The following is a 309-nucleotide window of genomic DNA, read 5'->3' on the forward strand; positions in this document are numbered from 1 at the left end:
TGAGAGTATAATTAAGCACTGCTTAGTTCTACTCGCAAGAACTCAGATATGATCTGTTAATAACTCATTTGGTAGAAAACTTAGCACGAAGAGCACTGCTCTGAGATTAGACTAAGCAAGTATCCATAAACAGTTGTGCTGGCGACAATAGCAAGAGTGAACCACCTGATCCCTTCCCGAACTCAGAAGTGAAACCTCTTAGCGCTGATGGTAGTGTGGGGTTACCCATGTGAGAGTAAGTCATCGCCAGCTCATTATTCGAAACACCCCCTACTAAGTGCAAGGGGGTGTTTTTTTATGGGAGGAAAA

At 43.4% G+C, this 309-nt stretch carries 1 rRNA gene; it reads left to right on the top strand.

Going from position 1 to position 309, the window contains the following annotated elements:
* Positions 1–137 precede the first annotated feature (137 nt).
* Positions 138–252: ribosomal RNA gene (gene rrf / locus AVJ20_RS18195) — 5S ribosomal RNA — on the top strand.
* Positions 253–309 lie beyond the last annotated feature (57 nt).

The sequence above is a fragment of the Acinetobacter sp. CFCC 11171 genome (assembly GCF_003268405.1).
Taxonomy (GTDB): Bacteria; Pseudomonadota; Gammaproteobacteria; order Pseudomonadales; family Moraxellaceae; genus Acinetobacter; species Acinetobacter amyesii.